Annotated in this window: 24 protein-coding genes; 4 read left to right on the top strand and 20 right to left on the bottom strand. The window is 52.8% G+C overall.

Translation table 11 applies throughout. The features are described 5' to 3' along the window. Positions 1–131: 131 nt before the first annotated feature. Positions 132–278: a hypothetical protein gene (locus MJA45_RS12625; RefSeq protein ID WP_315607599.1), complete on the top strand. Its 147-nt coding sequence runs from the start codon at positions 132–134 to the stop codon at positions 276–278. A gap of 57 nt (positions 279–335) precedes the next feature. Here the strand turns inward: MJA45_RS12625 and MJA45_RS12620 are convergent, their stop codons facing one another. Both MJA45_RS12620 and MJA45_RS12615 read right to left on the bottom strand, forming a co-directional pair. Beyond that, complete coding sequence (locus tag MJA45_RS12620) at positions 336–1,472, bottom strand: DUF3900 domain-containing protein (RefSeq protein ID WP_315607598.1); 1,137 nt, start codon at positions 1,470–1,472, stop codon at positions 336–338. A 125-nt stretch (positions 1,473–1,597) separates the two neighbouring features. Then, positions 1,598–3,952 (bottom strand): sensor domain-containing protein, encoded by a 2,355-nt coding sequence (locus MJA45_RS12615; protein WP_315607597.1) that lies wholly within the window; start codon positions 3,950–3,952, stop codon positions 1,598–1,600. 288 nt (positions 3,953–4,240) lie between these two features. On the opposite strand from MJA45_RS12615, the gene MJA45_RS12610 reads away from it, so the two are divergent. Beyond that, the gene (locus tag MJA45_RS12610; RefSeq protein ID WP_315607596.1) at positions 4,241–4,729 is read left to right on the top strand and encodes a cysteine dioxygenase; all 489 of its coding nucleotides are present in this window, start codon (positions 4,241–4,243) and stop codon (positions 4,727–4,729) included. Positions 4,730–4,757: 28 nt separating this feature from the next. Here MJA45_RS12610 and MJA45_RS12605 read toward each other — a convergent pair whose 3' ends face one another. From MJA45_RS12605 to MJA45_RS12590, 4 genes are all read right to left on the bottom strand, one after another. Next, entirely contained in the window at positions 4,758–5,051 is a 294-nt protein-coding gene (locus MJA45_RS12605) for a hypothetical protein (RefSeq protein WP_315607595.1), read from the bottom strand. Between the two features lie 119 nt (positions 5,052–5,170). Further along, positions 5,171–7,477, bottom strand: coding sequence for a thiamine pyrophosphate-dependent enzyme (locus MJA45_RS12600; RefSeq protein ID WP_315607594.1), 2,307 nt, complete (start codon positions 7,475–7,477; stop codon positions 5,171–5,173). 27 nt (positions 7,478–7,504) lie between these two features. Continuing rightward, the gene (locus MJA45_RS12595; protein WP_315607593.1) at positions 7,505–8,515 is read right to left on the bottom strand and encodes a 2-oxoacid:acceptor oxidoreductase family protein; all 1,011 of its coding nucleotides are present in this window, start codon (positions 8,513–8,515) and stop codon (positions 7,505–7,507) included. 400 nt (positions 8,516–8,915) lie between these two features. After that, complete coding sequence (locus MJA45_RS12590) at positions 8,916–9,188, bottom strand: YciI family protein (protein WP_315607592.1); 273 nt, start codon at positions 9,186–9,188, stop codon at positions 8,916–8,918. 180 nt (positions 9,189–9,368) lie between these two features. Between MJA45_RS12590 and MJA45_RS12585 the strand changes: the two genes are divergently transcribed. Both MJA45_RS12585 and MJA45_RS12580 read left to right on the top strand, forming a co-directional pair. Beyond that, on the top strand, positions 9,369–10,100 hold the full coding sequence (locus MJA45_RS12585; protein WP_315607591.1) for a phytanoyl-CoA dioxygenase family protein: 732 nt from the start codon (positions 9,369–9,371) through the stop codon (positions 10,098–10,100). 63 nt (positions 10,101–10,163) lie between these two features. Next, a complete protein-coding gene (locus MJA45_RS12580) occupies positions 10,164–11,018 on the top strand; it encodes a helix-turn-helix domain-containing protein (protein WP_315607590.1) in 855 nt (284 codons plus the stop codon). A 99-nt stretch (positions 11,019–11,117) separates the two neighbouring features. On the opposite strand, the gene MJA45_RS12575 is transcribed toward MJA45_RS12580, so the two are convergent. From MJA45_RS12575 to rimO, 14 genes are all read right to left on the bottom strand, one after another. Beyond that, complete coding sequence (locus tag MJA45_RS12575; protein WP_315607589.1) at positions 11,118–11,573, bottom strand: YlbF/YmcA family competence regulator; 456 nt, start codon at positions 11,571–11,573, stop codon at positions 11,118–11,120. A gap of 33 nt (positions 11,574–11,606) precedes the next feature. Beyond that, positions 11,607–13,088, bottom strand: coding sequence for a tRNA (N6-isopentenyl adenosine(37)-C2)-methylthiotransferase MiaB (gene miaB / locus MJA45_RS12570; RefSeq protein WP_315607588.1), 1,482 nt, complete (start codon positions 13,086–13,088; stop codon positions 11,607–11,609). Between the two features lie 70 nt (positions 13,089–13,158). Next, positions 13,159–13,728, bottom strand: a complete 570-nt coding sequence (gene pduL / locus MJA45_RS12565) for a phosphate propanoyltransferase (protein WP_315607587.1) — start codon at positions 13,726–13,728, stop codon at positions 13,159–13,161. 85 nt (positions 13,729–13,813) lie between these two features. Beyond that, positions 13,814–14,680: a 2-oxoacid:ferredoxin oxidoreductase subunit beta gene (locus MJA45_RS12560; protein ID WP_315607586.1), complete on the bottom strand. Its 867-nt coding sequence runs from the start codon at positions 14,678–14,680 to the stop codon at positions 13,814–13,816. Then, positions 14,668–16,416, bottom strand: coding sequence for a 2-oxoacid:acceptor oxidoreductase subunit alpha (locus tag MJA45_RS12555; protein WP_315607585.1), 1,749 nt, complete (start codon positions 16,414–16,416; stop codon positions 14,668–14,670). The genes MJA45_RS12560 and MJA45_RS12555 overlap by 13 nt, the downstream gene beginning before the upstream one ends. 209 nt (positions 16,417–16,625) lie before the next feature. Next, positions 16,626–17,564 carry a dipeptidase gene (locus tag MJA45_RS12550; protein WP_315607584.1) on the bottom strand — a complete coding sequence of 313 codons (939 nt, stop codon included), beginning with the start codon at positions 17,562–17,564 and terminating at the stop codon, positions 16,626–16,628. A gap of 104 nt (positions 17,565–17,668) precedes the next feature. Beyond that, on the bottom strand, positions 17,669–17,929 hold the full coding sequence (locus MJA45_RS12545) for a stage V sporulation protein S (RefSeq protein ID WP_006286829.1): 261 nt from the start codon (positions 17,927–17,929) through the stop codon (positions 17,669–17,671). A gap of 129 nt (positions 17,930–18,058) precedes the next feature. Then, on the bottom strand, positions 18,059–18,856 hold the full coding sequence (locus MJA45_RS12540; protein WP_315608013.1) for a TIGR00282 family metallophosphoesterase: 798 nt from the start codon (positions 18,854–18,856) through the stop codon (positions 18,059–18,061). A gap of 74 nt (positions 18,857–18,930) precedes the next feature. Continuing rightward, a complete protein-coding gene (gene rny, locus MJA45_RS12535) occupies positions 18,931–20,475 on the bottom strand; it encodes a ribonuclease Y (RefSeq protein WP_315608012.1) in 1,545 nt (514 codons plus the stop codon). Positions 20,476–20,798: 323 nt separating this feature from the next. After that, positions 20,799–21,455 (bottom strand): regulatory protein RecX, encoded by a 657-nt coding sequence (locus tag MJA45_RS12530; protein ID WP_315607583.1) that lies wholly within the window; start codon positions 21,453–21,455, stop codon positions 20,799–20,801. Positions 21,456–21,579: 124 nt separating this feature from the next. Further along, positions 21,580–22,626, bottom strand: coding sequence for a recombinase RecA (gene recA, locus MJA45_RS12525; RefSeq protein WP_315607582.1), 1,047 nt, complete (start codon positions 22,624–22,626; stop codon positions 21,580–21,582). 219 nt (positions 22,627–22,845) lie between these two features. After that, the gene (locus tag MJA45_RS12520) at positions 22,846–24,105 is read right to left on the bottom strand and encodes a competence/damage-inducible protein A (RefSeq protein WP_315607581.1); all 1,260 of its coding nucleotides are present in this window, start codon (positions 24,103–24,105) and stop codon (positions 22,846–22,848) included. A gap of 67 nt (positions 24,106–24,172) precedes the next feature. Then, the gene (pgsA, locus tag MJA45_RS12515) at positions 24,173–24,754 is read right to left on the bottom strand and encodes a CDP-diacylglycerol--glycerol-3-phosphate 3-phosphatidyltransferase (protein WP_315607580.1); all 582 of its coding nucleotides are present in this window, start codon (positions 24,752–24,754) and stop codon (positions 24,173–24,175) included. Further along, complete coding sequence (gene rimO, locus MJA45_RS12510; protein WP_315607579.1) at positions 24,751–26,079, bottom strand: 30S ribosomal protein S12 methylthiotransferase RimO; 1,329 nt, start codon at positions 26,077–26,079, stop codon at positions 24,751–24,753. The genes pgsA and rimO overlap by 4 nt, the downstream gene beginning before the upstream one ends. Positions 26,080–26,204: the final 125 nt, after the last annotated feature.

Here is a 26,204-nt window from a genome sequence, read left to right as displayed (position 1 = left end):
TAGCTTTCCCGGTTTCGCCTGTCCTTACTATATTATACAGGGAGAAGAATCCCATCACTAGGCCCAAGGTACCGCTTCAACGGATGAACGCGGGAGGTTCAAGATAAACTAACCGGGGAGGTGAAGGACAGATGGCACCGAAGGAGAAGAAAGCCCCCGCTCACCAAATCAACAAGGTCATCCAGGAGCCCCCGTCTCAGGAGACCTTGTCTGCAAGCAAAGCGGCCGAGTATCCACCCAGCCTGAACCGGATCCCGAAGCAGAACAACCCGCAATAACAGCAAAAAAAGAGCAGGCGCTACAATCCGCCTGCTCTTTTTGCACGTTCATTTCTCTTACCAAGGGGGCGCATCGTCCTCCGCCGTCTCCGGGGTCGCCGGCTGCCCGGCGTCCTCTTCTTCCCCATTCCAGCTCTTGGTCTGCACCCGGTCGATCACCTGGTGAAGGTCCTCCGGCTCCAGCAGCTCGACCGGGGAGAAGCCTTTGTCAAAGAGCAGGGAATCTCCTTCGATGAGAACCACATACCGGCCGTTCAGCTTGGAAATATGAAGCTTGTCCCCATAGTCGGCCAGCTTGGCTCTCACCATAATGTCGTTCACCTTGAACTTCATTTCGAGCTCGGGCTGGTATTCGATCATGCGGGCTGCGGCTTCCCGGACCTGCCCATGGTCCCACTTCTCCTGGAGCTCCCTCTTCTCGCTCGCCGCCCACAGCTCAATGTCCTGCTCTACCTTCTTGCGCTCCTCGTGCTCCGGCTCCTGCCATTTCTGTTCGATATATTCCTGCACCATGCCCATCACCTGATCCGTTACGATCTCCGGCATGGATTTCTCGTAATACACGAACTTCAGAAAGTCCTCAAAGTACCGAGCGTGGGAGGACTGATGGATCTTCAGCTCCCATTCCTCTCTCATTCCTTCCTCCGGCATGTGAGGATATTGAATCGATTTGATGTTCCGGGCATTGATGGCCATTTCCACCTGCCCGATCAGGCTTCTTTCATCCGTAATCCTTACGATGTTGCTCTCAAAATCACATTTCAGCACAAAAAGAAACGGCTCATCGAAATATTTCGTCAGCCTAGCCCGGACAATAATCAGGGCTCCCCCCCGCACCGCGCTCGTTTCCAGGTAATCGCGCACCAGCTCATCGCAAAAATCCAGAAAGCTTTCCTTGTTGCCCGCCGACGCCAGCCGCATAAACAGGTTGTAATTGGGGTTGCTGGTCAGGTCATGCCCGGGCTCCACAATGAACCGGCCGATCTTCGTCGGCGCCTGCTCGGTGCTCGGGTGCTTCTCCACCTTCCGCTTGGCGGTTCGCTTCAGCTCGGCATCCAGGAACCCTTTGATCTCGCTGTCTTCATAGTCGTCCCGGTCAAGCGTCTGGTAGTGCTTATAGTGCTTGGAAGACTGGCCATCGACCCCTTCCAGCTGAATGACGAAAAAAGACAAATAATCCACCGTAAAATCCAAACCCGCACCGCTCCTCACCAATAATTGAGTTCAGACCTCTACTTTATCCAGATTTCCCTGCCGGCGCAACCCTCGTTGGGATTCTTTCCCGAAGCAAAAAGCCCCGCTCGGCGCGGGACTCTGGTCTAGGCTCCTTCGGGGACGGCGGTCTTCTTCCAAACCTCCTGCCAATTCCCGGCCGTTTCCAGCCAAGCCCTCTTCATGATCTCCTCAGCCGGAAGCGGGCGGCTCAGCAGGTACCCTTGGATTCCGTCGCAGGAAAGGCGGGAGAGGAAGGCCAGCTGTTCGGCCGTTTCCACCCCTTCGGCCACCACCTTCATGTTCAGGTTGTGGGCCAGCCGGATAATGGTCTTGATAATATTCTCATCCTTGGATTCCGAATGAATTTGGCTGATGAAAGAACGGTCGATCTTCAAATAATCGATAGGAAAATGGTTCAAGTAACTTAATGACGAATACCCGATGCCAAAATCGTCGATCGACAAGCTGATGCCGAGTGCCTTCAAATCATAAAGAAGGTCCATGTTCTTCTTGGAGCTGCGGAGCAGCAGACTCTCGGTGATTTCCAGCTCGAGCCACTCGGGAGCCAAGCCCGTTTCCTTCAGGATGCGGTCCACCGTCCGGACGAAATCCCCCTGCTGGAACTGGATCGTGGAGATATTGACCGAGACCGTAAGCGGCGTCATGCCCGAATCCTGCCAGCGGCGGTTCCGGGTGCAGGCTTCCCGCAGTACCCATTCCCCTATGGGCAGAATCTGCTTGCTGTCTTCAGCTACCGGGATGAACCGGTCGGGAGAGACTTTCCCCAGCTCTTCGTTTTCCCAGCGGAGGAGAGCCTCCATTCCGTAGACCTCACCCGTTTTCAAATTCAGCTTGGGCTGGTATTCCAGGTAGAATTCCTTCCGCTCCAGCGCCCGCCGCAAGTTGGTATGTAAGGTCAATCGTTCCTCGTTGGCTTCCTTTAAGGCCGTCGTGTACAGCTCATAATGATTGCCCCCGTTTTCCTTCACTTTGTACATGGAGGCATCGGCCATTTTGATCAAGGAATCCACATCCTGTCCATCGTCGGGGTACAGGCTGATTCCAATGCTCGGAGTAAGAAACAGCTCGTGTTCGCCAACGGTAAACGGGTTCGTAAAGGCTTCCAAAATCGTTTCGGCCGCCCTCACACTGTCTTCCGGTCTCTCCAACAGAGGAAGGATTACGGTAAATTCATCACCGCCGAGGCGGGAGACCGTGGACGGGGCCGGGAGGCTGGCCTCCAAACGCCGGGCGACTTCGACAAGCAGGAGGTCGCCGGTATAATGGCCGAGCGTATCGTTGATGGTTTTGAACTGATCCATATCGAGAAAGAGAACCCCCGCGGCCCTGCCGGCCGCGGCCGATTCCTGGATCGCCTGCTGCAGCCGCTCCTTGAACAAGGTCCGGTTCGGAAGCCCCGTTACCGCATCGTAATAGGCCATCCGGTAAATGATGCGCTCGTACTCCTTATTCTCGGTAATATCCTTGGCGATGGCATACACGCCTACCACCGCATGATCCACAACGATGGGGGAACTGGATACGAACAATTCCCGGCTGTCCCCGTTCTTGTGCTTCGCCATCATGGTGAACTCTTGAGGCTTTCCGGTCATCACCCTTTCGTAAGCTTCCCGGATATAATCGCTTCCGGGCCGATCATACATAAGGCTCAGGTTAAGCTTCATAAACTCCTCGGGGGTATAGCCTAGAAGCTTCTCAAACATAGGATTCGCACTAACAAAATTACCCTTGCGGTCAAGCGTGCATACCAGGTCGGGATGATAATCGAACAGGGAGCGGTACCGCTGGTTGCTCTCCTCCATGGCGAAGAGCTGCTTGCTGTAAGCCGCAGAGAACAGATTGATAATGACCATAAAGAGAGAGGCATAGAGCATTTCCATCAGCAAGTCGTAATGGCTTGGCTGGAGGAACAGCCGGTACAGGACCAGTGAGCAAATCAGGCAGGAAACGATCAGGTTCAAACGGTTGCTCCAGAGGGTATGACGGACGGAGATCCGGTTGACGGATTGGAGGATGCAGCCCAATAGAAACAAATTAACCGTTTCATAAACGACAATACCCGCACTGATCATGACGATTACCGGCAGCTCCGCCAAGCCTTTCATCACAAGCACCGAGCTCAAATAGCTGATGAGGTACATCCCGTTGGTCGCGAGAAATTTGTACGCGTTAACCGCGTTGAAGGATTTCGCCTTAATAAAATAAATGGCAGCCGTACTGACGAGAATCACCGTGACCCCTGTACCGGCGGCAACCTTAAGGTCCATATACAGGATGGGAATAGTGGCGAAGCTGTACAAATGGCCGCTTGGCATTTTGGTCGGGATGAAATCGACGAGAATGACGAAAAGCAGCAAAATCAAAAAGACGGGCCAATCCGTCACCTGAAACAAATGATAGACTCCCGTCAGGATGGATAGAATCCCAACCATACCCATACTTGCGGTAAACCTGTTTTTCTCTCTCATGGTTTCCTTCCCTTTAATCAGGCTGCAAAGCGTAATAGACTAGTAAAAATGGATATATTTTCATCCTGATTATAGCCCGATCGGGAAGGTTTAACAATATCTGAACCAAAACAAACCTAACATGCAAATGCGCAAACGAGTCACCCGTCCCCCTATCGGGACATATGGTAAGGTAACCAGCTGTCGGTCATTTATAAGCATTTCTTATGGAATTTGCCGATTCAGGTTATATCTCACCTGCAAACAGGAGGATTTCCTATGAATTTGATTCAGCAAGCGGAAAATAAACTCGCTAGCTTGTGCCACCCCACCCTGGAAGAGCTTCGGCAAGCACTAAGCTCTTTGGACCTCACCCCGGAGCAGACATCCCCCTATGTGACGGAGCCGGATCGGCTTCCTTACGGGAGGCGGGTCATTTTCCGGTCGAAGGATGTGGAGGCTGTCGTTCTTCATTTTCCCCCGCACGTAAAGACGGCCATCCACAACCACGGCGATGCCATTGGATGCGCCTGTGTCCTTCAAGGGACCATCCTCAATACCGTCTACAAGGTAGGGGCATATGGCTTTGCCGAGCCGGAGGAAAACCAGGTGGTGACGGAGGGCCAGTGGCTGTTTGCCCCCTATTCCCAAATTCATGCGTTGAGCAATCCCTCCGACAGCCCGGCGGTCAGCGTCCACCTCTATTCCCCGCCCTTGGAAGGGATAAAAGGGTTCCAACCGATCCCCGAGCTTGACTTTGTCATTTGACTAGGGACTGATTAGAGCAGCGGATTCTTTAACGACCCGGCCGTTTCTCGGCTGTGATTCCCTTTCCTTCTTCGTAGAAGACCATCCAATCCGCATTGTTCCTTAGCTTGACGTTGAACAGCTTTAGACGGCTTTCGTCCACTTCCGTCAGGACCCATGCTTCCTCCGGTTGTCCTTGGTCACGCAGAAAGTCAGGTGCTTCGTTCTCCGCTGCCTCCTCGGTTTCCCAAAACTTGGTTCCATAGTAAGGAAGCCGGTAGGCGTTAACCAGCATGCAGGAATAGACCTGTCCGGTCTCGCGCTGTCTAAGGATGTACGGCATATTCGCTCTCTCCTTTCCCTTGATTGGAACAACAGAAGGCCCTGTCCTTAACGGACAAGAGCCTTCTGCTCCTCACTGCGGCTTAGCCGCTTATCGGACTTACCACCAACCGATTACCATTAGAGGTACGGATTCTCGTGCTTCGCCTTCAGCATGTTCCAGCGGCGCTCCACTTCGGTCTCAAACGATTTGTAGGATTCCTCATATTCCGGTTTAGTCAGGTGCTTGGTCTTGCCCATCGTCTTAAGCCAATCGGAGAGCGGAACCTTCTTGTTCTTATCCTCCGGGTTGTAAGTGAGTGTCGTCACCCCGTGCTCCACCTCATATAGAGGGAAGAAGCAGGAATCGACCGCCGCCCCGACAATGTTCGAGCCGTCCTGGTCTTCAGACAGCCAGTTAAGCGGACAGGCGATCAGAATTTTGCCGTAGACCATGCCCTCGTTCTGGGCGTACCATTGGGCCTTGGCCGCTTTCTTGACCAGGTCCTGAGGGAAAGCCTCCGAGCCGGTGAACACATAAGGAATGTGAGTCGCGGCCATGATTTGAGCGGTGTCCTTGTGGTGAAACACCTTACCTCCCTGCTTGGACCCGATATTCGAGGTCGAGGTGCGGTGCCCCATCGGCGTCGAGTAGGACAGCTGGGCCCCCGTATTCATATAGCCTTCGTTATCGTATTCGAGGATGATCATCTTGTGGTTCCGCAGGGCCGCACCGATGGCAGGTCCCATCCCGATGTCCATCCCTCCGTCACCGGTAATCATCACGAACGTAAAATCGTCCGGCAGGTTAAGATGATCCAGCTCGCCTCTGCGCTTGCGCTCCCAGAACATTTCGACGACACCGGACAGGGTGGCGGCTCCGTTCTGGAACAAGTTATGGATATACGTCGCTTTGTGCGCGGAATACGGATACCCGGTGGTCACCACCATCGCGCAGCCCGTATGGAAGAGGGCCACAATGTCTCCTTCGATTCCTTTAAAGAATAGCTCGAGACCCGAGAAAATGCCGCAGCCCGGGCAGGCTCCATGTCCGGGAGCAATCCGCTTCGGCTTCTTCGTCAAGGACCGGAGAGGCGGAATGCGCACGTTGATTTTGCCGGTATTGGCATCCGGGGTCACCGTAATCAAGCCTGACTTCAAATCCTCGTATTTCATCGGATTTAGCACACGCTTCGGTGCTTTTTCCGGGTCTCCGGGGGTATGCCCGTAATAATCGAACGGCACCTCCACGGTCCCCTTCTCCACCGCTTCGATGGCGAAGCGGAACAGGTTATGCCCGTCCTCGGCATAGAAATCCTTGCCGCCCAGACCATAAATGCGGCTGATGACCATGGTGGTCGAGTTGCCGTGGGTGAACAGCGCCGCTTTGATCTCGTTGACCATGTTGCCGCCGTGCCCGCCGTAGGAATCGGCCCGGTCACCGACCGTAACCGCTTTGACGTTGCGAAGCGCTTCGGCGATCGCCTTCTGGGGGAACGGACGAATCATGTTCGGGGCGATCGACCCCGCCTTGATGCCCTGCTCCCGCAGCTGGTCGACCACGTCCTTGATGATCTCCGACGAGGAGTTCATCAGGAACACCGCCACTTCGGCATCCTCCATCCGGTACAGGTCGAGGATCGGATAATCGCGGCCTGTCAGATCGGCATATTCTTGGCGGATGCGGTCATATACTTCCTCCGCCTTGTACATGGCGACGGACTGCTGGTAGCAGTTGTTGATATAGTCCGGCTCGTTCATGTACGGGCCGACGGTGATCGGATTGTTCCGGTCGAGCGTATCGGGATAACCGAGCGGCGGCTTCTCGCCGATAAAGGCATGAACATCCTTCCGGTGGGCGAAGGTCTGCACCTTCCGCTTCTGGTGGGAGGTGAAATAGCCGTCCGATGCGACAAGCACCGGCAGCCGAACCTCCGGATCCTCGGCCAGCTTGATCGCCATGATGTTCATATCGTAGACGGCCTGCGGATCCCGGCACATCAGAATCGGCCATCCGGTGTTAAGCGCATAGTACAAGTCCGAGTGGTCTCCGTGAATGTCCAGCGGACCGGAAACCGAGCGGCAGACGAGGTTCATGACCATGGGGAAACGGGTACCGGATTGAACGGGCATTTGCTCCAGCATGTACAAGTAACCGTTTGCGCTGGTGGCGTTGAATACCCTTCCTCCGGCCGTGGACGCTCCATAGCAGACTCCGGCGGAGCCATGCTCGCCGTCTGCGGGAATCAGCTTGATGTCATGCTGCCCGTTCGCCTTCATAAGATCGAGGAACTGGGCTACCTCTGTGGAGGGAGAGATCGGGAAGTATCCCATAATATGATAGTTGATTTGATGGGCAGCATAAGCCGCCATTTCATTGCCGGACTCATATACAATCCGCTGTTCTATCTTGGCTTCGCCCAGCACCTTCTTAACATCTATAGCCAATGTCGATTCCTCCTTAACCCGGGATCATTAATGGTTTGCCGCCAGATCGAAGCGGTGAGGCACGCGTTTCGAATCCGCGTAGCCGTCCTCTTCCCTTTCGCTCGACAACGCTTCGGTCGGACAAGCCTGAACACATTTGAGACAGCCTTTGCAGTACTGATAGTCGACTCCCTGCAGGAACATTTGCGGACGGCCCTTCTTGTCCGGCTGCTCCTCCCAGACGAAGCAGAAATCCGGGCATACCGTATCGCAAGCTGCACAATGAATGCACTTGTCTTCATGGAAGTCCGGCATCATGCCCGCACGGGAGATGCTTAAATTTTTGAGAATGCTGTTGCCGGGGTTCGTGATCAAACCGCCAAGCGGCTGTGTCGCATAGCCCAGAACGGGCGTATCCTGCCGGATGAAGGCGGGCATTTCCTCCCCTGCCGGAAGAGGGAAGGTCTGGAACTTTACTTCTTGATAACCGCGGTCGAAGGTACGAAGGGCCGGTGCAACCGCCTGAGGATATTTCTTCTCCAGCGATTTGCGGATAACCCCTTTCATGATTTCCGGATCCAGGAAATCACAGAGCCGGAAAAGCGCCCCGAGCATCGCCATGTTTACCCGGTTCTTCTCCTCCAATGCGATTCCTATCGCATCTACAACGGCAATCGTTCCCCCGCGCATCTTCATCCGGTCCTTAAGCTCCTCCGGTGACTTCGACGAGTTAACGAGAACGAGACTGTCTTCGTAGATCCCGCTGATGACGTTAACCGTCTTGTACAGAGCCTCGTGAAAAATTCCTACCACATGAGGCCGTTCGACTGGGGAAGTGTCCCGGATATTGGTCCGGGGGTCGCAAAACCGGATATGCGCTTTAACGGCAGACCCTTTCTTCTCCGAGCCATAAGAAGAGAAGCTTACGCCGTCGAAGCCCGCACCGACTACGCCTGCTTCCGCAAGCATTTTACCGGCCAGGTTGGCGCCCAGGCCACCGATGGATTCAAGCCTGATTTCAAAAAAGCCAAGTTCGTTGATTTTCGGCAAGGTAGCCACTCCAAGTCCCCCTCCATATTTTACGGAATTAATAATATATTCTTAACGGGCCGGGATTTTCCTGCTATGTTTCTCCAAATTTTTTAAGGAGAGTGCCAGGTGAAGGGTTTTGGGTTGGAACGATGCAGTCTTTCCCATGCCTTTAGTGTCCATTAAAGGACAGGCTTCACCTGAAAAAAGAGGGTTCCTGCCTACTATATTCAACGGGGCGAATAAAGATGAGGAAAGCAGCAGGTTAAGAAAATCTTAAGAAATAAAAAAGCCTCCGAATGGAGGCCAAATTCAAATGAGAAATGAGTTCGAATGGGAAAAGGATTCCCTATGCTTTCCTAGCCACAGGTTGGTTGTCCGATTACAGAATAGGAAATAAGTTTACATAATATTTATTATGTATCCTTCCTTACAACTGGACCGTTTGGGTAAATTTCCATTCCCGCAGCTCGAGCCGCCGGACCCCCTCCGTCACATAAGGATCCTTCTCTGCTATTTCTTTTGCTTCCTCGTAAGAATCCGCCTTGTAGATGACGAGCCCGCCGCTCCCATCCGCAAAGGGACCGCACCCGAAAAGCTTTCCCTCCTCTTCCCGATCCTTCAAATACTGCAAATGCTGAGGCCGGAGCTCCTGGTTTCTTTCCGGATTCTGCATTGCCAAAAACGCTGCGAAATAAGCCACTTCCGTTCACTCTCCTTGTCTCCTGGATTCCCGATCATTTTACCATATCCCCTCTTCCTTTCACAAAGCGGGTGCACCGGAAGATAAGCTAACTTTTTCTAACCAAATGATAAGCATTAAAGAAGCTTGTTACCTTATAGTAAGCCTAAGAAACAAGAACAAGCGAGGAGGGCCCTGACCATGAGCAAGCTGACGGCCGAAGAAGTGCAGTTTTATAAGGAACATGGGTATTTGTTGTATCACAAGCCGTTGTTTTCTCCTGAGAAAATGGCGGAGTTGACGCAGCTCTTCGAGGAGCAGCTGGCGCAGAAGGGAAAGAAGCTATCGGATGAGCTCGACACTCCCCACTTTCGGGAGGACAGGCTGCTGGACTTTCTGCTGAGCGAAGAAGCGCTTGATTTGGTAGAGCCGTTAATTGGGCCGAACATCGGGCTTTGGTCCAGCCATTTCATTTGCAAGGACCCTTATGTGGGAAGAGCGACTCCCTGGCACGAAGATTCGGCTTATTGGAAGGGGCGGGTCAGCCACTTCCACTCGATCGTCACCATCTGGCTCGCCCTGGACCGAAGCAGCAAGGAAAACGGCTGCATGCGGGTGATTCCCGGTACGCATACTAACGGGTTCTCGGAATATGAGCCGGTCGACGGCTCCCGCAATCTTTTCCGGACCCAGATCAAGAACCTGGACGATTCCCAGGCGGTCTATTTCGAGCTCGAACCGGGAGAATGTTCTCTGCATGACTCCCGCATCATCCATGGCGCTACTCCTAACACAAGCCCCTACCGGCGATGCGGCTATACGATGCGCTATTTTGCAACGGACATGAAGGTATACCCCGAGAAGAACCCGAACTTCAAAGTATGGCTCGCGAGAGGCAAGGATCTGGCCGGCAACGAATACGCCAATGCCTAACCGTGTTACGCCGAATGTGCTATACTCGGGCTAACCATTAGTTTCGGGGAGGGGTCCTCCGCAATGAACGGCAAACAACCCAACCGGCTTAGGAAGGAGCAATTCCTCCACTCTTCCTCTCCTTTGAAGCTCTACCGCCAGGAAGTCGGAGGCCGCCATGAGCTTCACTGGCATGAGTTCTATGAGCTTTGTTTCATCACGTCCGGCAAAGGGTGGAATATCGTCAATGGGCAGAAGCATCCTCTAACGCCCGGCAGCCTGTTTTTGCTCACCCCCGCCGATTTTCACGAAATTTACGCCGAAGGCTCGGATTCGATGCGGCTGTTCAATCTTGTTTTCGACGAAGAGATGCTTTCGGATGAGCTGCGCGGGCTGCTATTTGCAGACGGCCGCCTGCTGATGGCCGATTTCGCGCCAACGCCGGCCATCCGAATCCAAGCGGAATTCGAGAGAATCGAGGAAGAAACGACCGATCGTCGGCTTGGGGGCAGCCTGATGATTCGGGGAGCCATGGAGAGAATTTTGCTGGAGCTGGCAAGACAAAGCGGGGTCGAGACGGAAGCCGGGGCCTCCCCGCCTCCGGCCTTCTCCCCGATTCAGAAGGCGTTGGTCTATATGCATCATCATTTCCGGGACCCGCTTCCGCTCGAAACGGCGGCCCGGCAGGCCCGATTGTCCCCTAACTACTTTAGCGAATGCTTTCGCAAGCACACCGGGATGCCCTTTCAGGCGTATTTGCAGCATTTAAGACTTACTTTTGCCGTTTCCTTATTAAGCGCTTCCCGGCTGCCGATTACGGAAGTTTGCCACATCTCCGGCTTCCAGACGCTCACCCACTTCGAGCGAGTGTTCAAAAGCCGCTATGGCGTCTCTCCCCGACGTTACCAGAAAAGACGGACCCTACCGGATGGAGGGTGACGGAAAAAAGCACCGGATGCCTGTCATCCGGTGCTTTCTCTATTCCTCGTTGTCTTATCCGCAAATGAAGGTCTGCTTTACCGGCGGATAAGGCATAAGTTATTCGCTGCAAGACGCCGGCTCATCGGCTTGTCCCTGCTCGACTTCGATTTTTTCCGAAACGGTATCACGAACGATGGTCATCACAAGCTGCAGCACATAATTGATGTCGCTCTGGGTTTGCTGAAATTCGCGTACGATCGGAATGCCGTCGAGTTCATCCTGAAGCACGGCAATTTCCCCTTCGATCTTTTCCACCATGGCTTTGTTTTGGAAGGATTCGAAGGCTACAATCTCCTTCTGCTTCTTCTTGATGGCGCTGATCAGCTTCTGCACATGGTCATTGCCTTGGATCTGCTTCTCGGCCTTCTTATAGAATTGAACGTCATCCGACGTGGAAATCAAGTCAGCGAGTTCCTTTGCTTTGGCGATGATGTCTTCGCTTACGATCATTTCGGTATTGGTGTGTCTCTCCATCATGCAGTGATCGTCATTGTGATGATGTTCGGCTGTCATCCGATTCCCCAACTTTCCTTAGTAAATAAGAGATTAAATAACCTTCTGAACCGGCTCTTCCACCCGTTCCCCTTTGAGAATCCAGGTCTGGGATTCCGTTACCTTGACGTACATCAGCTGGCCGATCCATTCTTTAGGACCCGTAAAATGAATCAGCTTGTTGCCGCGCGTGCGTGCCGCCAGCACCTCGGGGTTGTTCTTGCTTTCCCCTTCGACCAGTACTTCCACGATCTGGCCCTTCAGCTTGTCGTTGCTAGCCTTGCTTAAATCGTTCATTGTGTCGTTCAGCCTCTGCAGGCGTTCCTTCTTGACCGATTCCGGAACATTGTCCTCCATGGCCGCCGCCGGTGTCCCTTCCCGGGGAGAGTAGATGAAGGTAAAGGCCATATCATACCCGACTTGTTTGACGAGCGATAGGGTATCTTCGAACTGCTCGTCCGTTTCACCCGGGAACCCGACAATAATGTCCGTCGTCAGGACCGCATCCGGGATAGCTTGGCGGATTTTACCGACGAGCTCCAAGTAATGCTCCCGCGAGTATTTGCGGCTCATCTTCTTCAGGACCTCGGTGCTTCCGGATTGGACCGGTAGATGAATGTGCTCCATCAGGTTCCCGCGTTTGGCCAGCACTTCAATAAGTCGATCGTCAAAATCCCTAGGATGCGAAGTCGTAAAGCGTACCCGGGGGATGTCGATCTTGCGGATGTCATCCATCAGGTCGCCGAACGAATACGAGATATCTTCAAAATCTTTGCCGTAGGCGTTGACGTTCTGTCCAAGCAGCATGATTTCCTTGAACCCTTGGCGGGCCAAGTCTCTTACCTCGGCCAATACGTCTTCCGGACGGCGGCTTCTTTCCTTGCCGCGCGTATACGGTACGATACAGTACGTACAGAATTTATCACAGCCGTACATGATGTTGACCCAGGCTTTGATGCCTTCCCGCTTCTTCGGAAGATTCTCAACGATGTCGCCTTCCTTCGACCATACTTCGACGACCATCTCTTTGCTGAAATAAGCTTCCTTGAGCAGATGCGGCAGCCGGTGGATGTTATGTGTTCCGAAAATCATATCCACAAAAGGATGCTTCTGCGAGATCCGGTTTACTACGGCTTCTTCCTGGGACATGCAGCCGCATACGCCGAGCACAAGATTTGGCTTCTCCGCCTTCAGCGCCTTCAGGTGGCCCAGCTCCCCGAATACCTTATCCTCCGCATTCTCCCGAATCGCACAGGTATTGAGAAGAATGACGTCGGCCAGCCTTTTGTCTTCGGTCGGTTGATAGCCCATCGTTTCGAGAAGGCCCTTCATCGTTTCGGTATCATGCTCGTTCATCTGGCAGCCGTAGGTGCGGATAAGATAATATTTATCCTTTCCGAACGTCTGCATCTCTTCCGGGATGGCAAAATCGTAATGAACCTCAATCGATTCCTTCCCGCGTTTCTTGGCATCGGTTAGGGAAGGAGGCTGAAAATATATAGAGAAATCCTTGTCGGATTTATTCTTTGCTGGCATCTCGAACTTCCTCTCTACAAAATCTCATGCCTTATATTATATCATTGAGAGGCGCCCGAACACAAAGACATTATCCGATGATTTCCGCCGTATCCCCGGTTTGAACCCCTGCGGCATTCGCTTCATCGGTATCGATATGCATGTCCAAGGCATAGGAATCCGAAACCCGGGCCAGCACTTCTTCAAAAATGAGCGGGCGTTCTCCGTTTACTCTTACCTTCAGCAACTGCTTGTCCTGGATCCCCCAGCGTTCGGCATCGCTTGTATGGAAGTGAATATGACGGGCCGCGACGATCACCCCTCTGTCCAGCTCCACCTCGCCGGCGGGGCCAATAACTTTGATCCCGGGCGTTCCTTCAATACGGCCGGATTCCCGGACCGGCGGCTTAACGCCCAGACCGAACGAATCCGTTCGGGAGATTTCCAGCTGGGTGTTTCCCCGGGCGGGCCCCAATATGCGGATCTTGCCGATCTCCCCCTTCGGCCCTTGAACACGGACCGTTTCCTCCGCTGCAAATTGGCCGGGCTGGGAAAGGGGCTTCATCTCTTTCAGCTCATACCCCTTGCCGAACAGGACTTCGATATGCTCAGGGGAAAGATGAATGTGTCGGGCGGATACGCCGATGGGCACTTGTTTCATAACGTCTTCCTCCTCGTGGTCTTCTTCTCTTTGATTCTAGTTTAAACAAAAAAAGCATAGGGGATAACCCCTATGCCTATGAACATTATTTGAACTCGGCTACCAGCTTGTCGAATTCGGCTTCCGTCAGCTTGATGTTCTGGTTGGCCAGCCCTTCCGGCTTAAAGCCCGCGACCAGATCCTCATAGCTCTTGCGGTTCTTATCTTGGTAGATAAGACCAGTAACCATCCCGTTCGTCTCCATCAGCTTCGTCATAGCGGCTACCCGGTTGGAAGAATCGTAATTCGCATCTTCTTCGAGGTCTACGATGTTTTCCTTGAACCAGTCGTAAGTGTTGATCTTGTTGAAGGTTACGCATGGGCTGAAAACGTTGATCAGCGAGAAGCCTTCGTGTTTCATCCCTTCTTCAATTAACGTCGTTAATTGTTTCAGGTTACTCGAGAAGGACTGGGCTACGAAGGTAGCGCCCGAAGCCAGAGCCACTTCAAGTGGAGCCAGCGCCGATTCAATCGAGCCTTGCGGAGTGCTCTTCGTCTTGAAGCCTTCGGAGCTGCGGGGGGACGTTTGTCCTTTGGTCAGCCCGTAAATTTGGTTATCCATGACGATGTACGTGATGTTGATGTTGCGGCGGATGGCATGAACCGTATGCCCCATCCCAATGGCGAAGCCGTCGCCGTCACCGCCTGCTGCCAGAACGGTCAGTTCGCGGTTGGCCATTTTCAAGCCTTGCGCGATCGGAAGGGAGCGTCCGTGCACACCATGGAAGCCGTAGGCATTAACGTAACCGGAAATCCGTCCCGAGCACCCGATTCCGGAGACGATAGCCAAGTTCTCAGGCTCGAGGCCGACATTGGCAGCCGCTCTCTGGATGGCCGCTTGTACGGAGAAGTCTCCGCAGCCCGGGCACCAGTTAGGTTTTACGTTATTTCTAAAGTCTTTTAATGTTGCCATACGAACATCCCCTTGCATTCGTTGTAAATTTCAGAAGGTAGGAACGGATTTCCGTTATATTTCAGGTGGTTGTGGATTTTCTCCGCCGTGTGCGGCAGGTTCAGCTTGATCAAGGAAGCCAGCTGGGCCGTTGCGTTGTTTTCCACGACAACCACTTTCTTCGCTTTGTCCATGTAGGGACGGAGCTCTTCGGCAGGGAACGGATGCATCAGACGAACGGTAACATGGTTCGTTTTGATGTTCTCGTCAGCAAGACGCTGTCTGGCTTCGTCGATCGTTCCACCCGTGGAACCCATTCCGATGATGAGCAGGTCCGGCTCTTCGTGCGGAGCGTCAACCAGAATCGGATTGGTTACCTTCACTTGCTTCAGTTTATCCATACGCTTATCCATCATTTTACGGCGGTTAACCGGGCTTTCGGACGGACGGCCGTCCTCGGCATGCTCTACGCCGGTCACGTGGTGAATCCCGTTCTTCTGCCCTGGAAGGACACGAGGAGAGATTCCGTCTTCCGTAAACTCATAACGCTTGAACAAGCTTCCGTCTTCGCGGGCTTGAACGTCGCCTACAAGCTGTCCGCGGTCGATCACGACACGGTTGAAGTCCAGCTGCTCGGCCGATTGCTTACCAAGGCTCAGCTGAAGGTCCGTCACGATGATAACCGGGCATTGGTATTTCTCAGCCAGGTTGAAGGCCTCCACCGTATCATAGAAGCACTCTTCCACAGTACTTGGGGAAATGACGATCTTTGGAATCTCGCCGTGCGTACCATGGATCATGGCGAGAATATCGCTCTGCTCCTGCTTGGTAGGCAGACCGGTCGAAGGACCTCCGCGCTGCGTGTCCACGATAACGACCGGCGTTTCGGTCATACCGGCAAGGCCGATTGCTTCCATCATGAGGGACAGGCCGGGACCGGCGGAAGCCGTCAAGGCTCTTACGCCGCCGTAGTTGGCTCCGATGGCCATCGTGCAGGCTGCAATTTCGTCTTCGGTTTGAATAACCGTACCGCCGAATTTCGGCAGCGTCTTGATCAGGTATTCCATGATCTCGGAAGCCGGTGTGATCGGATAAGCAGGCATGAAACGGCACCCCGCCGCCACTGCGCCGAGTCCGATCGCATCATTACCGATCATGAACAGCTTCTGCTTGCCGTCGGCTGGCTCAAGTTTGAATTGATCCAACGGTCCGCCGGCTTGGTCCAGAATGAATTGGGCTCCGCTCGCTACGGCTTGAATATTTTTCTCTACAACCGCAGGACCTTTGCGTCCGAATTCTTCTTCTACTGCTTTATTGAAAACTTCCATTGGCAAGCCCAGGAGAGCCCAGGATGCGCCGGAAGCTACCATGTTCTTCATCAGGGATGTTCCCAATTCTTCAGCAATCGCCGTAATCGGAACGGCGAACAGGCGGGCGTTTACTCCTTCCGGAACGGTAGGGTTAAACTTGGCATCCGCTACTATGACTCCGCTGTCGCGAAGCTCGCGTGCGTTCAGATCGATGCTCTCCTGGTCAAAGGCAACCAGAATGTCCAGATCATCCGAAATGGCCCGGATGGGCTTCGTGCTGATGCGAATTTTGTTATTCGTATGTCCGCCTTTGATCCGGGATGAGAAGTGGCGGTATCCGTACAAGTAGTAACCCAGACGGTTAAGAGCGGTCGAGAAAATACGGTCCGTACTTTCGACACCTTCCCCCTGCTGTCCCCCGATTTTCCATGATAACTGATTAATCACGATGTCCATCTCCCTTTTAACTTAACGAACGAATCAATGTGGAGCTTATTAATATTTCTTTTCAATCCCATCAAACAAATTTTATGATTTCACCCAGCAAAAAGCAAGGAAATAAGTCCATTTGATATATAGTATTATTAGATGAAACATATCTCGCATCGAGATAGATTGAGGTTTTTACTATCTATTATTGTGATATAAAGCTTATTTCATACCTGTGGGAGATTGTCTTGCAAAAATTTGTACCAATTGTCAAACAGGAGGCCGCGAACCTCGTCTTCCTTATAATGCTTCTGCAATTCATTTACCAGGTTAGGAAAGCACCCGGGGTGCTCCAAGCCGGGGATCCCGCCGTCGAAGCCGTCAAAATCCGATCCGAAGCCCAGGTAAGGCATACCGCCGCGGGAGCCGATGTAGTCGATATGCTTAAGAATATCCTTAAGGGAAGCTTTTCCTTCGCTCAGAAACCAGGGAACGAATGTAATGCCTATTCTTCCCTGGCGCTCGATCAGCGCTGTGATTTGGTCATCCGTCAGATTTCTCCGGTGGGGGCAGAGGGCTTTCGCATTCGAATGCGAGGCGATGAAGGGTTTATCCGACAGGTCCGCCAGCTCCCAGAAGCCTCGCTCGGCCAAGTGGGAAACGTCCATAATAATTCCCAGCCGGTTGCACTCCCGGACCAGTCCTTTTCCCTTCTCCGTAAAGCCGCCGTTCCGCGATTCACCTACACCGTCCGCCGCCCAATTCGCATGGTTCCAGGTAAGTCCTAAGAGACGCAGCCCCAGCTCATGCAGCGTCCGCAGGCAGGTTAGGCTGCCTCCCAGCCCCTCGGCGCCCTCTAATGACAGCAAGCCCCCCAGCTGTCCTTTCTCCGCCGCTTTCTGCAAGTCGGACACGCTCCGAACGAGGATCACGTCCCCTTCCCGGCACACCCGCTCCCGGAACAGATCCACCATCTCCAGAACCTCGGGAAATCCCGGCCGTCTCAAGGATTCCGACAAGTAAAGCGCGAAAATTTGAAAAGCATAGTTCGCTTCCTGCATCCTTTGCCGGTTCACCCGGGTATCCGGATGTTCCGTTACAAAGGACACCGTAGAATCCACCAGCATCCGGCCCAGCAAATCGCAATGCGCATCGATGATTCTCATGATGACCCTCCTTAAATGGAAAAAACCTCTTGCGAGGTTGGAATGGGTTTAATGGCATGAAAAAACCCGTTTACCAAAGTAAACAGGCTGTCATTCGGCTAATCTTATCTGGGCTCGACAATCAGCTTAATAGCGGTCCGGTCTTCTCCATCAATGACAATGTCCGTGAAAGCAGGTATGCAAATCAAATCCACCCCGCTGGGAGCAACGAATCCCCGGGCAATGGCAACGGCTTTGATCGCCTGGTTGAGGGCGCCTGCGCCGATGGCTTGAAGCTCAGCAGCGCCGCGTTCCCGCAGGACTCCGGCCAAAGCCCCGGCGACGGAGTTTGGGTTGGACTTTGCTGAAACTTTTAATACTTCCATGAAAAGTACCTCCTCAGGAATGATGGATTGATCCCCAGTACCATTCCTATTCTAGAGCTTCAGCAAAAATTCCTTCTTCGCCCCAAGAAACTTTGAGAAGAGAGACACAGACCGCTTAAGACTTGGGAACTATTCGAGCAACAGATCTTCTTCATACTTGCGAATCAAATCTATCCGGGTCGCCTTCCCCGTCGCTTCGTCAATTTCTACGATGACGGCATGGAAGTGCCAGGTTCCTTCATCCACGACAAAACGGACCGGAAGCTGGGTTCTGAACTTACGCAGCACGGCTTCCCTTTCCATGCCGAGAATTCCGTCGCGAGGGCCCACCATCCCCACATCGGTCACATAAGCGGTGCCCCCCGGGAGAATTCTTTCGTCATGGCTCTGGACGTGGGTATGCGTGCCCACCACCACGGACGCCCTTCCGTCCAGGTGCCAGCCCATGGCGATCTTCTCGGACGTTGCCTCCGCATGAAAATCAACCAGAATCGCCTTGTTCTTCCCCTTAAAAGGGGCCAGAAGGGCATCGACCTTCTCGAAGGGGCAGTCAATCGGCGGCAGGAAGGTTCTTCCTTGAAGGTTCATAATGATTAGCTCCTTGCCGTTCGCCTTGATGGTGGTCCATCCCCGGCCAGGGGTGGTCCCTTCAGGGAAGTTGGCCGGACGAACCAGCCGCGGCTCATCGTCGATAAAGTCAAAGATCTCCTTCTGGTCCCAAGTGTGATTCCCCATGGTGACACCATGAATGCCCCATTCAAAAAACTCCTTGGCGATCTGCCGGTTGATGCCCCGGCCGGCCGCCGCGTTCTCTCCGTTTGCAATGATGATAGAGGGCTTATAACGGGAGGTTAAGGAAGGAAGCATCTGCTTCACGGCTTTCCTTCCCACCGCGCCTACGATGTCTCCTATAAACAAAACCTTGATGACCGGTCACTCCTTAAACGTCAATTGGTCCTACAATAACAGAAAAGTGGCTTATCAGCCACTTTTCGTTCCACCTATTTAGCGTATTCCACAGCCCGGGTTTCGCGAATAACGGTAACCTTAATGTGGCCGGGATAATCCAATTCATTCTCGATTTTCTTCGTAATATCACGGGCCAAGCGGAACGCCTCGGTGTCATCCACCTTGTCCGGCTGAACCATAACCCGGATTTCACGGCCGGCCTGGATGGCGTACGATTTCTCGACCCCTTCGAAGGATTCCGAAATATCCTCCAGTCTTTCCAGCCGCTTGATGTACGTTTCGAGCGTTTCGCGGCGGGCCCCCGGCCTTGCAGCCGATAAGGCGTCCGCAGCACCCACGAGCATCGCGATGACGGAAGTCGCCTCGGTGTCTCCATGGTGCGACGCAATGCTGTTGATGACAACCGGATGCTCTTTGTATTTCTTTCCGATCTCTACGCCGATTTCCACATGGGAGCCTTCGACTTCGTGATCCAAAGCTTTACCGATGTCATGCAGGAGTCCGGCACGTTTCGCCAAAGTAACGTCTTCTCCAAGTTCTCCTGCCATAAGCCCCGACAGATAAGCCACTTCCATCGAATGCTTAAGCACATTCTGTCCATAGCTGGTTCTGAATTTGAGCCTTCCCAATATCTTGATAAGATCGGGATGCAGACCATGTACGCCGATCTCGAAGGTGGCTTGTTCCCCGTATTCGCGGATTCGTTCGTCCACTTCCTTCCGGGATTTCTCCACCATCTCTTCGATTCGTGCCGGATGGATTCGTCCATCCGCCACAAGCTTCTCCAGGGCCGTCCGCGCGATTTCGCGGCGGATCGGATCGAATCCGGAGAGGATAACGGCTTCCGGCGTGTCGTCGATAATGAGGTCGATGCCGGTCAGCGTCTCCAGAGCCCGGATGTTCCGTCCTTCGCGACCGATGATTCTGCCCTTCATTTCTTCGTTAGGCAGCGTAACGACGGATACCGTCGTCTCGGCAACATGATCGGCTGCACAACGCTGGATAGCTAGCGTAATGATCTCTCTGGCCTTCTTGTCCCCTTCTTCTTTAGCCTGCTGTTCAATCTCTTTAATCAGTTGGGCTGCTTCATGACGGACTTCCTGTTCAACATTGGTGAGAATGATGGACTTCGCTTCTTCCATTGTCAATCCGGAAATACGCTCTAACTCGGCAACCTGGCTGCGATAAAGCTGATCAATTTGTCCTTGGGTCTCGTCGATCCGCTTCTCCTTGTTGGCCATTTGTTCTTCTTTGCGTTCCAGAGATTCTAATTTTTTATCCAGCGACTCCTCTTTTTGCAACAATCGTCTTTCTTGTCGTTGTGTTTCATTCCGACGTTCACGAATGTCTTTTTCAGCTTCGGCCCGAAGCTTGTGGACTTCGTCTTTGGCTTCGAGTACCGTTTCTTTCTTAAGTGCCTCGGCATCTTTCCTGGCGTTCTCAATAATCTGTTCGGCCGCGTGTTCCGCACTCGAAATTTTCGCTTCAGCAAGAGATTTGCGGATAAAATACCCAATCCCAGCGCCAAGAAGAATCCCAACAACGAGAGCGACCACGGCCCAGATGACGGTAGTCATCATCATGTTCACCTCCCCGTTGTTCCTCCAAGGTGTTAGCTTGGGATATGTTCGGTTTTTAATCCGAGCTTCATTGTACAGGTAACTGCTTTACATTCTTGTGGGATCATTCGATTCGCCGTCATAAAAGGTTATGAAAAGTAAAATTGGCGATTTTACTTTGCGAATCCAATGATTTGAAGAAAAGATATACAAAATTTATTTTATCTTTTGTCGAAGAATATTGTCAAGCTTGTGACTAATGGAACTGGCAGGCATCCCCATGGAGAGAACAGGAATATGATTAATATCATTAAATAATAGGTTAACGACGTTAATCTAATTCAATCAAATTCCTCTATACTCTCTCCTGTTATCCGTTTGACGGCCTCTCCTACGATGGAGGGGGTATACCCTCTCCTCATGAGAAAAGCATACAGTTTCCGCTTCTTCTCGTATTCCTCCCCGGATAACGTAGGCCATTTTTTGCGGGCCAGGTCTTCAGCGCTGGTCAACTCCTCTTCCTCCCCAATTCCCTCGACAGCTTCTTGAATTTTGCTGCGGTCGATTCCTTTCTGGGCGAGCTCGGCTTGAATCCATTTCTTCCCTTTCTTGTTGAAGGTTACTCGCTGTTCCGCCCACATCTTCGCGAATTGGGTATCGTCCAAGTAGTTCTGATCCAGCAGCTTGTCAACCGTTCCCTGAATTAGAGGCGGTTCGTACCCCCGCTGTTTCAGCTTGAGCTTGACTTCCTTTACCGATCGTGGCCGAACCCCAATAAACCGGATGGCATCGAGGTAGGCACGGTGTTTCTCGTCTTCCTCCAGTATGGTTTGAAGCTGTTCTTTGTTTACGACCTCTCCCTTAAGGAGGCGGTATTTGATAAGCAGGTCCTCATGCACGGAGAAGGCATATTCCCCATCCAAGTGAACGTTATACCGGTGCTTGTTTCTTTTCTGTTTGTCGACCCGGGTAACTGTCGATTCTTCCGATGCTTTCATACTCTCTCCTTTCCGGGCTCCTGGCAGCCATTAGGAATGAGACTTTCACCAACCCTTCCTGCCTTCGGGTTAGGTGAGCAAATTCCAAAAAAGCCGCACCTGGTAGGCGCGGCTGGTTGTATAATTATTCCAAGCTAAGCAGCAAATCCTCGTCTTCCTCTTCCTCGGTGTCTTCGGTCACAACCGCAACCAGATTGCTGGATTCCCGTATCTTCTTCTCAATGTTATCGGCGATGTGAGGGTTCTCCTTCAAGAACTGCTTGGCGTTCTCGCGTCCTTGTCCGAGGCGTTCGCCCTCGAAGGAATACCAGGCGCCGCTCTTGTCGACGATATCCATCTCGGTTCCGATATCGACGATGCTGCCTTCCCTCGAAATGCCTTCTCCGTACATGATGTCGATGTCGGCTTGTTTGAACGGAGGAGCAACCTTATTCTTAACAACCTTGATCTTCGTACGGTTCCCGATCATATCATTGCCCTGCTTGATGGTCTCTACCCGGCGCACTTCAAGGCGGACAGAGGAATAGAACTTAAGGGCACGTCCTCCTGGGGTAACTTCCGGGTTACCGAACATAACCCCAACCTTCTCGCGAAGCTGGTTGATAAAGATGGCGATAACCTTGGATTTGTTGATCGCACCGGACAGCTTACGCAATGCCTGAGACATGAGACGGGCCTGCAGGCCGACGTGAGAATCTCCCATATCCCCTTCGATCTCGGCTTTCGGTACGAGAGCCGCAACCGAATCAATGACAATAATGTCCACCGCTCCGCTTCGCACTAGAGCTTCCGCAATTTCAAGAGCCTGTTCTCCGGTATCCGGCTGGGAAAGGAGGAGCTCATCAATGTTAATGCCTAGCTTCCGGGCATAGACAGGGTCCAAAGCATGCTCGGCGTCGATAAACGCCGCTTGTCCACCCGTCTTCTGAACTTCCGCGATCGCATGCAGAGCCACCGTCGTCTTACCGGAAGATTCCGGTCCGTAGATTTCTATAATTCTCCCGCGGGGAAATCCCCCGATGCCTAATGCTATATCCAAAGCCAAGGAACCGCTAGGAATTGTCTCTACCTTCATATGGGTAGATTCACCGAGCTTCATGATGGAACCTTTGCCGAATTGCTTCTCGATGTTACGCAAAGCCATTTCTAATGCCGCACGACGATCTGACAAATGACTCACTTCCCTCTTCGTTTATATTTATATTTTACCCTTTTTCCTCCCGCTTGCCAAGCATTTTTTCGAACATACATTCGTTTTTTTGGTCGTGCCGGGTCAAGAGGACAACAAAAAACCGCAGCCAAAGTCGATAACTTCGCTGCGGTTCTTCCGCTAAAAAGGATACTCTTATTTTACTCTATTTCTCTCGTCCTGGCAATGCGGTGCAGCCTATTACGGATTCGGGGCCTCTGTCAAAGTAAGCCACAGGTGGTAATACGCCGCCTTAGCCGCTCTCCATTTGATAGATTCCCGATTGCCGGAAGCCTGGATCCGGATTACCTTGGCCGGCTTGTTCCTTTCGGCAATGCCCAGAAAGACGAGACCAACCGGCTTGCCTTCCGAGGGACCGGGTCCCGCTACACCGGTTATGGCTGCGGCATAATCACTTCCGGTTGCCTCCATTGCCCCGGCGGCCATAGCCGCAGCCGTTTCCTCACTTACCGCTCCCGGTGCATGCTCTCCCTCCAACAGCTCCAGCGGTACCTTCAGGACATTATGCTTGACCTCATTCGTATAGCTGACAATACTGCCCTTGAAGACGGTCGAGCTCTCCGGAATGTCGGTGAACATATCGCTGAACAAGCCCCCTGTGCAACTTTCGGCGGCCGAAAGGGTCCGCTCCCGGGAGCGGAGAATCCGGAATACGGCCTGCTCGATCGGTATGTCCTCTTCCGCATACAAGTGACGTCCCACCCGCTTCTCAATTTCCTGCTGGGCCGGCTTTATTTTGGCCCATGCCTCCTGCTCACTGGCGGCACGGGTAGTGAGACGGATGGTCACTTCGCCTTCTTTGGCGTAAGGCGCGATGGTCGGATCCTGCTGGCCTTCGATAAGATCCAGAAGAGCATGCTCCAAATTGGATTCGCCGATTCCCGCGAATTTTAGCATTCTGGAATACAAAGGGGTCTCATCGGTCATTCGCTTGCGGATCCAGGGAATCCCATGCTTCTCGAACATCGGCTTCATTTCCTTCGGAGGCCCGGGGAGCAGCATGTAGTGAGTCCCATTCTGGGTTAAGGCCACCCCCACCGCCAAGCCCGTTTCGTTCGGAAGAGGGTCGCTCCCTTCCAAAACAATCGCCTGCTTGATATTGCTCTCCACCATTTCCGCTCCTCGTGCTTCAAAAAGACTGCGGATTTTGTTCATGGCTTCTTCCTGGATATGCTGCTTGCGGGTAAGGTAAACCGCCAGCACCTCTTTGGTCAGATCATCCTGGGTTGGCCCGAGTCCCCCCGTGCAGATAATCAAGTCCGCCCGGGATTTGGCCAGCTCCAAAGCGTCCCGGATCCGGCCGGCGTTATCTCCGACGACCGTCTGAAAATAAACATCCACCCCGATCCCAGCACACTGCCTGGACAGAAATTGGGCATTGGAATTGACAATTTGGCCCAGCAGCAGCTCCGTTCCCACTGCAATGATTTCCGCTCTCATACCGCCATCTCCTTTTTCCTAAGCCCTTATGGGGGGAATAAAAAACAATAGGGTGTCCCCTACTGTTTTAGATGTTGTCATAGTTGATGACATGCTTGTTTTTAATAAAATAGACGTAGCCGGAGTAAAGCGTAATGATCGCCGCCAGCCAGCTGACCACCTGGTCAAACGGGAAGTCGATGAAGTTAAAAGGAAAATTGTTCAGCAGAAGGGAAATGATCGCCGTGATCTGTACGGCCGTTTTCCATTTGCCCCACTTGTCCGCCGCCATGACGATCCCCTCAAGCAGCGCAATTTGGCGCAAACCGGTCACTGCAAATTCCCGGCTGATGATGACGATGACGATCCAAGCGCTGAGCTTGTTCATTTCCACCAACGAAACGAGTACCGCCGACACCAGAAGCTTGTCCGCCAACGGATCAAGCAGCTTGCCTAGGTTCGTCACGAGCTTCCGTTTCCGGGCTATGTAGCCGTCCAGACTGTCCGTGCTTGCGGCGACAATAAAGATCAGGGCGGCAATAATCTGGTTATAAGTAATGCTGAACTCCTGCAGCTTAATGTCAGGGAATTTCACTTTCACCAGCAGAAAGAAAATGATGACGGGGACCAGCAAAATTCTGGCCACCGTTATCCGGTTGGCCAGGTTCATGCGATTTCCTCCCCTGACAGATCAAATTCAAAGGAATGCGTAATTCTGACCTTGGTAATTTCTCCGATATTCGCCTTGCAGCCGCTGACGAATACTTCCCCGTCGATCTCCGGCGCATCAAATTGGGAACGCCCGATATACACATCGTTGCGGCCGTCATAGCGCTCAATAAGCACGTCCAAATCCTGGCCGATGCGCAAGCCGTTGCGTTCGTTTGCAATCTCACGCTGGACTTCCATCAGGGTATTCGCCCGGAATTCCTTTACGTCATCCGGAACCTGATCCGGAAGGCGGGAGGCCGGCGTATCCTGTTCTTGGCTGTAGGTGAAAACTCCCAAGCGGTCGAACTTGATTTCACGCACGAACTCCACCAGATTCGCGAAGTCCTCTTCCGTTTCACCGGGAAACCCGACGATAAGGGAAGTTCTAAGCGAAACGTTAGGGATTCTTTCGCGAATTTTGCGGACCAGCTCCCGGGTATCCCGCTGGCGGCCCGGTCTTCTCATTCTCTTCAGAATGGAATCTTCACTGTGCTGAAGCGGCATGTCGATGTACTTGCATACTTTAGGATTCGTGGCAATGGTTTCAATCAGCTCGTCCGTAAAGAAGCCCGGATAGGCGTAATGAAGCCTCACCCACTCAATTCCCGGAACTTCACTAACCTTGTTAAGAAGCGCGGGTAGCATGAACTGCTCGTACAGATCGGTTCCGTAGTTCGTGGAATCCTGGGCGATCAGACTGATTTCCTTTACGCCTTGGGAGGCCAGCTGGGCCACTTCGCCGAGAATCGATTCCACGCTGCGGCTGCGGAACTTTCCTCTCATGATGGGAATGCTGCAGAAGGTGCAGTTGTTGTCGCAGCCTTCGGCTATTTTGACATAGGCGGAGTAGCGCGGAGTCGCCATCCGTCTAGGCAGCGCCTGCTCGTAGTTGAAGATAGGATTGCCGACGGCGACAGGTTTCTTGCCGACCAAAGCTTCGTCAATGATAGCATTGATGTTGTGAAAATCCCCGGTCCCTACAATTCCGTCAATCTCCGGCATTTCCTTCATGAGCTCTTCCTTGTACCGCTGGGTCAGACAGCCGGACACGATCAAGGCTTTCAGGTTCGCCGTTTCCTTCAGTTCCGCCATATCGAGAATGGTGTTGACGGACTCTTCCTTGGCTGCATCTATAAATCCGCATGTATTAACGATAATAACCGTGGCTTCTTCCTTGCTGTCGACAAGGGAATACCCCCGCTCGTGCACCAAACCTGACATGATTTCGGAATCAACCAGGTTCTTCTCGCACCCCAATGTAACCACTTTAATCTTCTCTGTCATCCGTAAGCCTCCAATACGTTCCGTTCATCCTTAACAAGTATAATACAACGATATTGGAGTGTCAAAATGGACAACCCCTTGATCCACAGGGCCGGAAGCCGCTGAAATCAAGGGGTTGGAGGGGG

Source organism: Paenibacillus aurantius (assembly GCF_032268605.1).
Taxonomy (GTDB): Bacteria; Bacillota; Bacilli; order Paenibacillales; family NBRC-103111; genus Paenibacillus_AO; species Paenibacillus_AO aurantius.
Note: the sequence above shows the minus strand (reverse complement) of the source record. Positions and strands in the feature narration are given on the sequence as shown.

What these genes read in the sequence shown, in the direction of transcription:
- MJA45_RS12585 (WP_315607591.1), top strand. Translation starts at nt 9,369, where the DNA reads ATGAGCAAGCTGACGGCCGAAGAAGTGCAGTTTTATAAGGAACATGGG.
- MJA45_RS12615 (WP_315607597.1), bottom strand. Translation starts at nt 3,952, where the DNA reads ATGGGTATGGTTGGGATTCTATCCATCCTGACGGGAGTCTATCATTTG.
- MJA45_RS12520 (WP_315607581.1), bottom strand. Translation starts at nt 24,105, where the DNA reads ATGAGAGCGGAAATCATTGCAGTGGGAACGGAGCTGCTGCTGGGCCAA.
- MJA45_RS12560 (WP_315607586.1), bottom strand. Translation starts at nt 14,680, where the DNA reads ATGGCAACATTAAAAGACTTTAGAAATAACGTAAAACCTAACTGGTGC.
- MJA45_RS12610 (WP_315607596.1), top strand. Translation starts at nt 4,241, where the DNA reads ATGAATTTGATTCAGCAAGCGGAAAATAAACTCGCTAGCTTGTGCCAC.
- MJA45_RS12575 (WP_315607589.1), bottom strand. Translation starts at nt 11,573, where the DNA reads ATGACAGCCGAACATCATCACAATGACGATCACTGCATGATGGAGAGA.
- rimO (WP_315607579.1), bottom strand. Translation starts at nt 26,079, where the DNA reads ATGACAGAGAAGATTAAAGTGGTTACATTGGGGTGCGAGAAGAACCTG.
- MJA45_RS12605 (WP_315607595.1), bottom strand. Translation starts at nt 5,051, where the DNA reads ATGCCGTACATCCTTAGACAGCGCGAGACCGGACAGGTCTATTCCTGC.
- miaB (WP_315607588.1), bottom strand. Translation starts at nt 13,088, where the DNA reads ATGCCAGCAAAGAATAAATCCGACAAGGATTTCTCTATATATTTTCAG.
- MJA45_RS12580 (WP_315607590.1), top strand. Translation starts at nt 10,164, where the DNA reads ATGAACGGCAAACAACCCAACCGGCTTAGGAAGGAGCAATTCCTCCAC.
- pduL (WP_315607587.1), bottom strand. Translation starts at nt 13,728, where the DNA reads ATGAAACAAGTGCCCATCGGCGTATCCGCCCGACACATTCATCTTTCC.
- rny (WP_315608012.1), bottom strand. Translation starts at nt 20,475, where the DNA reads ATGACTACCGTCATCTGGGCCGTGGTCGCTCTCGTTGTTGGGATTCTT.
- MJA45_RS12530 (WP_315607583.1), bottom strand. Translation starts at nt 21,455, where the DNA reads ATGAAAGCATCGGAAGAATCGACAGTTACCCGGGTCGACAAACAGAAA.
- MJA45_RS12550 (WP_315607584.1), bottom strand. Translation starts at nt 17,564, where the DNA reads ATGAGAATCATCGATGCGCATTGCGATTTGCTGGGCCGGATGCTGGTG.
- MJA45_RS12625 (WP_315607599.1), top strand. Translation starts at nt 132, where the DNA reads ATGGCACCGAAGGAGAAGAAAGCCCCCGCTCACCAAATCAACAAGGTC.
- MJA45_RS12545 (WP_006286829.1), bottom strand. Translation starts at nt 17,929, where the DNA reads ATGGAAGTATTAAAAGTTTCAGCAAAGTCCAACCCAAACTCCGTCGCC.
- pgsA (WP_315607580.1), bottom strand. Translation starts at nt 24,754, where the DNA reads ATGAACCTGGCCAACCGGATAACGGTGGCCAGAATTTTGCTGGTCCCC.